Origin of the sequence: Salinisphaera orenii subsp. halophila YIM 95161 (genome assembly GCF_003732545.1) — a bacterium.
In the GTDB taxonomy this organism is placed as follows: Bacteria; Pseudomonadota; Gammaproteobacteria; order Nevskiales; family Salinisphaeraceae; genus Salinisphaera; species Salinisphaera orenii_A.
In genome coordinates, this window is sequence record NZ_AYKF01000142.1 from 1 (window position 1) to 6,605 (window position 6,605).

The window sequence follows — 6,605 nt, forward strand, 5'->3', positions numbered from 1 at the left end:
CACACTTTCCGAGTCCGCCAAGGCGGCGTGACTCAAACCCACGAGCCTCCGGGAAACCCGGGTTGATTCACTTGAGCGCGAAACTGGGATGTTGGCTGACGAATGGAAGTACTGTCAGCAGAAGCCGCGTCTGACCTATATATGTCTCGCTAAAATCGGGCATGGCCCTCATGCTCTTCCCAGGCGGCGGGTACTGTGATCTTGTAACGCGGATGGAATCTGCCTGGCACCTTAAGGCTTCGTTTGCCGCTTCCAAGGTCTAGTTGTGTAATGTCCAACTGATTCAGCCAGCTGTGTTCGAGAATCTCTGCCAGGACGAGTAGCAGGCGCTTTGCCTTGATGGATCGACAGGCTGTCAGCAGTTTTTGCAGCAGGGCGGGGCGCAACGCCGGCAGGCCCTGAACGAGCTCCATCACCTCTTCAGGATCAGCGTTGGCTGGCGTCATGTCGCATAGTTCGATTGCTGCTCTCTCTGGCGAACTGATGTCGAGGTCGAATGCGGACCCCCGCCAGCATCCCAGGCCGATATCCACAACGTCGAATAGCGATGTCGCATTGCATTTGACGATGTTGGAACCGAAGGGCAGGCGCTCGAACCATGTAGGCAGTCGGTAGCCTCTGACGGTTGAGAGCTGAATGACCGGGTCGTTGCCCTGCGGGATGTAATGCGCCTGGCCCAGGAGTGCGAGCGCAGTTTGTCCGGCGGGCCAAACGCTATTGGGCGACTGTCTTTGCAACGCGTACACGGCGGCCTTCCAATCGACGGGCTGGCCCGCGCGAATCCAGGCGCCACGGCCCAGGGGCACGAGCCATCCGCTTTTCTTGTAGCCCCAGAGCATCTGCGGTGTGATGCCTTGCTCGGTGAGCCAGTCGCTCGTCATCGGCACGCCATAGGGGGCGGCGAGTAAGAGACGGTTGATCGCCGATGTCGGCTTCATTTCGGGTGGATTTTGCGATGCAGCCATGAGTCCTGCATCAGTTTTCTGCATGGGAATTAGATACTACTATTCTGTATCTAAATAGACAAATAAAAACTGAGTCGCTGTCGCATACCGATGTTTAATGCGAGCAAATAAACTACATAAAACATGTATTGATAAAGATTTTAGTAAACGGGCGCCTGCAAGGCAGCGGCTTACTGAGTCTGGATGTGCCAGCGTAGGCGATAGATGGATTCACGCTCTGTCTGCTGTTTCAGCCGCGACTGCACGTCGTCGATCAGGCGTTCCTTGTCTTCGTCGATCTGGTCCTGAGCGGCATAGAGATCGCGCCGCTGTTGGTTCCGGCGTTTTTCCAGGCCGTTGATCTTCTGATGGAGCTCAATCTTTCCTTCCAGGTCTGCGATCGAGCGCGCTTGTTGTTTGGTCGCCCGGATGTCTCGATCCAGCTCTTTGAGGCTTTGCTCCAGTCCATTCTTGAGGTCGGCCGCGCGATCATCGAGCTTATCGATCGCATCCAGGAAGTACTGCTGGTTTCTCTCGCTGAGTGCGCCCAGGGCGGATTCGGCGCAGCGGTCTACGGCCGCCTGCAATTGTTCTGGCGCGCGACCGATTGAGCCCGTGTCACTCTTGAGACCCTAGAAGAGGGCTGCAAGATCAGTTCGCTGTCGGACTTTGGGCAATTAGCGATGATCGATTCCCCGAAACCTGTCGAGCGCGCGCGTGATAGTGATTTGGCAAGGATGTCCCGCCGCCGCTAGGCGTATTGCGCTGCTGCGTCCGTGTGAGCTTCGCCCACACGCTGACGGAGCTCTTTAGGCTGCACGACTTCTACGGCGCTACCGAAACCCAAGACCCACCACGTTAGTGCGTCGGTATCGACCACGCTGGCCGAAACACGCGAGCGGTCTTCTTCCGCCGGGGTGATCCGCTGATCCGTACTGAGTGGTCGCTCGGCTAGATGAAGCGCCGCATCATTGTCCATTTCGAGCACGAGTTCTATGCGGCCCTCGCCGGTTGGGTAGCTGAATCCTTGTTCGCTACCGATATAGTCGTCCAAGTCAAAACCCTCGGGCCAGTGGCAATCGGTTCCGAGCGGGGTGAGGGTTCGTACACGCTGCAATGCCAACTGCACGACATTTGCGTAGTTCCATAAGGGGCCGACGAGATAAATGACGCCCTCGCGGCTGACTAAGCCGAGCGGACTGAAGTGGTAGGTTTTTGTCTCGCCCCCATGGCGTGGGCTGTAGGTGATTTCGACGCGCCGTTCGTGAAGCAGGGCGTCGTACATTGCACGCTGGATATCAACGTCGATCTCCGCTGCAGCCAGTTGTGGCCCGGTCCCGAGTACTCGTATTTTGTCGGTCCAGTCGTGTAAACGCCGCGCGCTATCGCTCTGAAGTATGTCGCGTGCGCGTGCAAAGTAGGGCGCCAGTAGTTGCAACGTCGACGGCGGGAGTAGCTCTGCCAAGTGTTGCTCGGCGAGGTTGAATGCGAGTGCCGTGTTCGGCTCGAGGCCGGGGATGTCGATACTCTTGAAGTCACCTGGCCAAAACCAATGATTCGTTCGTCCGGCGGTATCGCTCGTGTAGCCAAAGATTGAGGAAAGCTTGTCCAGGTCGCGTTCGACGGTCCGTGGCGTGGTATCGAATCCCTCGCTTTCGAGCGCTTGATGAACCTCGCGCGTCGATGCCACCCGCGGATGGCGTGGGATAAGACGCAGCATGGTCCACTGCCGGAAGAGGGTGTCGCGATTGTCGGCCATCGTTGAAATGTTGGTATTGGCTAAGGTAAGTCGTCGCCGAAGCCTACATGTAACGCTGCCTGGCGAGCGAGATCTAGGGTTGAGAGAACCCGTGTATCGAACAACCGAAAACTGTGTCGCAGCGTGAAATCGTCGCCAAGCTGATATTCGATAGCGCCGCAGTTGACGACAAATGCACGAGCTACCGCTGTATATCGACCTTGAAAGCGTCCGTGCGGCTCACGCGTGCTGGGATCACCGGTGGATCGCCTATCTAGCCAACCGGCTCGTTGCATCAGGAAAGATGGATGATGCGTTTCTGGCCGCGTCGTCTAAGAAAGGTACGGCAGAACACGACGCAGTGGAGATCGTACTCAAAGGTGCCGAGATCGAACTACCGGCAGGCGTGGCGTTCCCTGACAAGAACGGGAAGATGCGAAACGAGGTGCGTGTTCGATGGTGGGCCAGCGAAGCCGAAGATCTAACTGGTATGGTCATTGGCCCGCCGAGCCTGTACGAGGCAACCCGCGGTCTGCCAGCCACGCCTGAAGCGCTCCAAGCCTACCCGCCGATTGAGCCACCGGTGTTTTTTGGCCACTACTGGTTTACTGGCCAACCGGACCTTCAGGCACCGAACGTAGCTTGTCTCGACTACAGTGTGGCCCGCAACGGCAAACTGGTGGCGTACCGCTGGGATGGGGAGCATGCGTTGGACCCAGCGTCCTTTATCTGGTGATGCAAAGGCGAAAGCAATCACTCGGACAAGGAACTGCTATGCCTGATCAGGACCAGAGTCGCGCGCTCCGGATCGATGAACCGGTCACGCGCCATACCAACAGCCGACAAATCGATGCACTCGATGAAATCCGCCGGACGACGATTCGAGAAGAGACGCTGAGTCGTTTCGCTCACGAGTATCCGGAGGCTTTCTGGCACTGGCTAGATGACGACGTGGAGCAAGTGGCATCGAGCCAAGATCTCGACGCCTTCGAACTTTTACCGGCTTCGTCCTATGCCGGCAACACACACTACGGCCTCTGCCGCGCGCGTGCCATGCGTGACCTCGCCTGTGATCCGGATTGGCCCCGGCCCCCAGCTAATGAATGTCTGTTCTGCACGCGGTCCGTTGTCGACACCGGTGGCTATCGCTGGGTCCGAACCGCGCACGTCAGGGTTGCCCTCGTACCGGACGAGCTTTTGCACGCTGTGGTTCCCGTGACAGTCGCTAGCCGAACGCAGCCGCTGTTCGACGAAGGTGGCTCGCTTAGCGTCATCGTCTGGAAACGGAACGAGCGCGTTACGACCGAGGTACTTGACCGGGCTGTACGCACATTCCGCGAGTGCCGTTTGCCGTGGTTCTGTCAACGGTGTGGATCCATCGAGTCACGCGCAAAGCCGAGCGCGGCCAGTGCCAGCGGTTGGCTCGTCGTTGACGATGGGTTCATCCGCACGCTCGCGGAGACTCGCGTTAATTCGTACTGACTCTAAGTCCGCTCGGGCTCCATGGCTTGGGCTGAAACGTTCACAGCCGAACACAACGCGACGTCCAACTAAGCCTCTGTCCGAACAAAGTGCGCTGCGACATCTCACGCCTGCGCCGGGTGGGGGGCCTTCGGTTTACGGCTCGAGTACCGACCACTCGCTGTCACGAGTACTCCGCCCACGTTATTTGATCGTCTCCGGAATCCGTTGTCCTCCTGCCAATGGCTCGGCAAGCGGCGATTCGGCGTCGACCAGCAGTTCCAATCGAACGGTGGCCCGTGTCATGCCGCAAAACAGCAGGCGGCGGGTATCGCCTGCGCTATGAGCCGTAGCAGCGACGTCGATTAGTATCACCGCCGGCGCATGGCCGCCCTTGAATCGAAGCACACTGTCGAAGCGAAGATGTCCGTCGCTGAAGATCGGCTCCGAGGTGTTCGTGTCATAGTGAAGGAAACGGCGCAGTCCAACCCCCGCGAGGGTGTCGCACTTGTAGATTGCCGAATGCCGGAAACTACTGCAGGTGAGTATCAGGATATGGTCGTTGTCGAAGCCATCGCGGCGCAGCATGTTGATGCAAGCCTCAAGCCGTTTAATCAACTGGCGGTCACCCGAGTGGGTCGTCACACCTACGCCGAGCCCGGGAAGACCGGTACCGCATTCAATAGGAATCCCCAGGGTGGTCTCGATGAACGTCGCGATGGAGCGCGGCGTGCGATAGCTCGTATCGGCCCGGTAAGTTACCAGGGCTGGTGTCTCGATCGGTTCGATGGCAAATACGTTCTGGTTCGGATCCTCAAGCCAGAGCATCTCGTAGTCATCGGTCAAAAACAGCCGCAGCACCTCGAACCAGTGCGCACGAAAATCCTGGCCTTCGTCGATGACGAGTGCGTCGAATTTCAACGCGTCGGGGATATCCAGGCCGAGCACGGAATCCACAAGTTCGTCCCAGAAGGTGTGATCGTCGGCATCCGTGAACACGACCGGCGCCCCCGCGGCTTCGCGAGCGGCATGACATAGGCCGTGAAAGGTATGGATCGCGTCAGCGCGCGTTGGGAATTGCGAGAGCAAAGCGTCGCGTAGAACGCGGTTAAAGCACACGTAGATTGGGGTGCGTCCGCGGTCGAGCCAGCGCTGCATTATTTGATGCGCGGCCAGAGTCTTGCCACAACCGGCGATCCCTTGGATGCGCAGCCTGTACGGTTCGAAAGAAAGCCCTTCGACTATTTCAGAGAGCCCGCCGGCCAACCGCGTATAGCGCGTCTCGTTGAGTCCGATCCGTCCGGCGACGTCGGGGACCACATCCAGGCTCTGGTGAAAGAAGGCGTGCACGCGTTCCGGGTCGGGCAGGTCTAGCTCTCGTTCATCGGTAAACAGCGATTCAATCGCCGGCCCGAGACCATCCCGCGCGCTCGCATCGACGACTCGCGTTTCGTCTAACGCGCTGCCGTTCACACGCAGGACACGATGATCGGGACAATAAAGAAGGCAGTTCACGAACAGACCGCCTTCGCCCGGGTTCTGGGACGCGAATTTTGTTCGGATCGCGTCGAGAGACCGCTGTATCTGATCGCCTACCGACTTGCGACGCGTGCCGTCGTACCGCTTGTACAGGCCGTTGCCATCCTCCTCCAGCAGGCCGTTCTTCTGTTCGATGACAACGATACGGCCCGACTCGTCGACGACCAGGAAGTCGATTTCGCCGTAGCGGGTCGCAAAGCGCGAGACCGACGACCAATGCACGCCGTGATAGACGGTCAGTGAGTCTGGCAGGACCGTTTGCAGCGTTTTCAGTGTCGCCAGCTCGGCGGCGTAGTGATCCGCTGTGCCCTCGAAAACGTCGCTCGGTATCAGTACAGCCATCAGGTTGCTTGTTGAATCCCAGCGTGCAGCTAAGCAAACCCCGCTAGGTTTGGGTTCTACCCCGTTTTCGCGGACGGTTGAGAAAAGGTTAACGGATACTTTCGATCTTCGGCTGCCATGCGCTGGCGAATGCGCGGATTATGGAAGCGTTCGATATAGTCGAAGACGTCGGTTCGAGCCTCGGCCAAAGTCTGGTAGCGCCGCCGGTTCACACGCTCGCGCTTGAGCATGCCGAAGAAGCCTTCGGCGGCGGCATTGTCGCCGCAGTGGCCGACGGCACTCATGCTGCAGGTCAAATTGTGGCCGCGAAGAAAGCGCTGGTAATCGTCGCTGGTGAACTGGGTTCCTCTATCGGAGTGCAGCACGACCGGCTCGTCGTGTGCCTCGCGTTGCCAGAGCGCCATCAACACGGCTTTGAGCACGAGATCTCGGGTCTGGCGATGGCTCATCGACCAGCCGACCACGGCCTTGTTGTAGAGGTCGACGATGACGCACAGATAGAGCCAAGCTTCAGCGGTTCGGATATAGGTGATGTCGGTCACCCATTTCGTGTTGGGTTCGAGCGCGACGAAGTCGCGCTC

7 protein-coding genes are annotated in these 6,605 nt (G+C 58.7%); 2 read left to right on the forward strand and 5 right to left on the reverse strand.

Annotation, left to right across the window (positions count from 1 at the left end):
* Positions 1 to 149: 149 nt before the first annotated feature.
* The 3 genes from SAHL_RS16635 to SAHL_RS16645 form a co-directional block, all read right to left on the reverse strand.
* Complete coding sequence (locus SAHL_RS16635) at positions 150 to 989, reverse strand: type IV toxin-antitoxin system AbiEi family antitoxin domain-containing protein (RefSeq protein WP_123592537.1); 840 nt, start codon at positions 987 to 989, stop codon at positions 150 to 152.
* 146 nt (positions 990 to 1,135) lie between these two features.
* On the reverse strand, positions 1,136 to 1,531 hold the full coding sequence (locus SAHL_RS16640; protein WP_123592538.1) for a hypothetical protein: 396 nt from the start codon (positions 1,529 to 1,531) through the stop codon (positions 1,136 to 1,138).
* Between the two features lie 164 nt (positions 1,532 to 1,695).
* Entirely contained in the window at positions 1,696 to 2,703 is a 1,008-nt protein-coding gene (locus tag SAHL_RS16645) for a helix-turn-helix transcriptional regulator (RefSeq protein WP_123592539.1), read from the reverse strand.
* 172 nt (positions 2,704 to 2,875) lie between these two features.
* Between SAHL_RS16645 and SAHL_RS16650 the strand changes: the two genes are divergently transcribed.
* Both SAHL_RS16650 and SAHL_RS16655 read left to right on the forward strand, forming a co-directional pair.
* Positions 2,876 to 3,418, forward strand: coding sequence for a metallophosphoesterase family protein (locus SAHL_RS16650; RefSeq protein ID WP_123592540.1), 543 nt, complete (start codon positions 2,876 to 2,878; stop codon positions 3,416 to 3,418).
* A 38-nt stretch (positions 3,419 to 3,456) separates the two neighbouring features.
* On the forward strand, positions 3,457 to 4,164 hold the full coding sequence (locus tag SAHL_RS16655) for a hypothetical protein (protein ID WP_123592541.1): 708 nt from the start codon (positions 3,457 to 3,459) through the stop codon (positions 4,162 to 4,164).
* Positions 4,165 to 4,347: 183 nt separating this feature from the next.
* On the opposite strand, the gene SAHL_RS16660 is transcribed toward SAHL_RS16655, so the two are convergent.
* Positions 4,348 to 6,024: an ATP-binding domain-containing protein gene (locus SAHL_RS16660; RefSeq protein WP_123592542.1), complete on the reverse strand. Its 1,677-nt coding sequence runs from the start codon at positions 6,022 to 6,024 to the stop codon at positions 4,348 to 4,350.
* A 56-nt stretch (positions 6,025 to 6,080) separates the two neighbouring features.
* Positions 6,081 to 6,605 (reverse strand): IS3 family transposase (locus tag SAHL_RS16665; protein WP_123592543.1); only part of this gene is annotated, 525 nt, incomplete at its 5' end.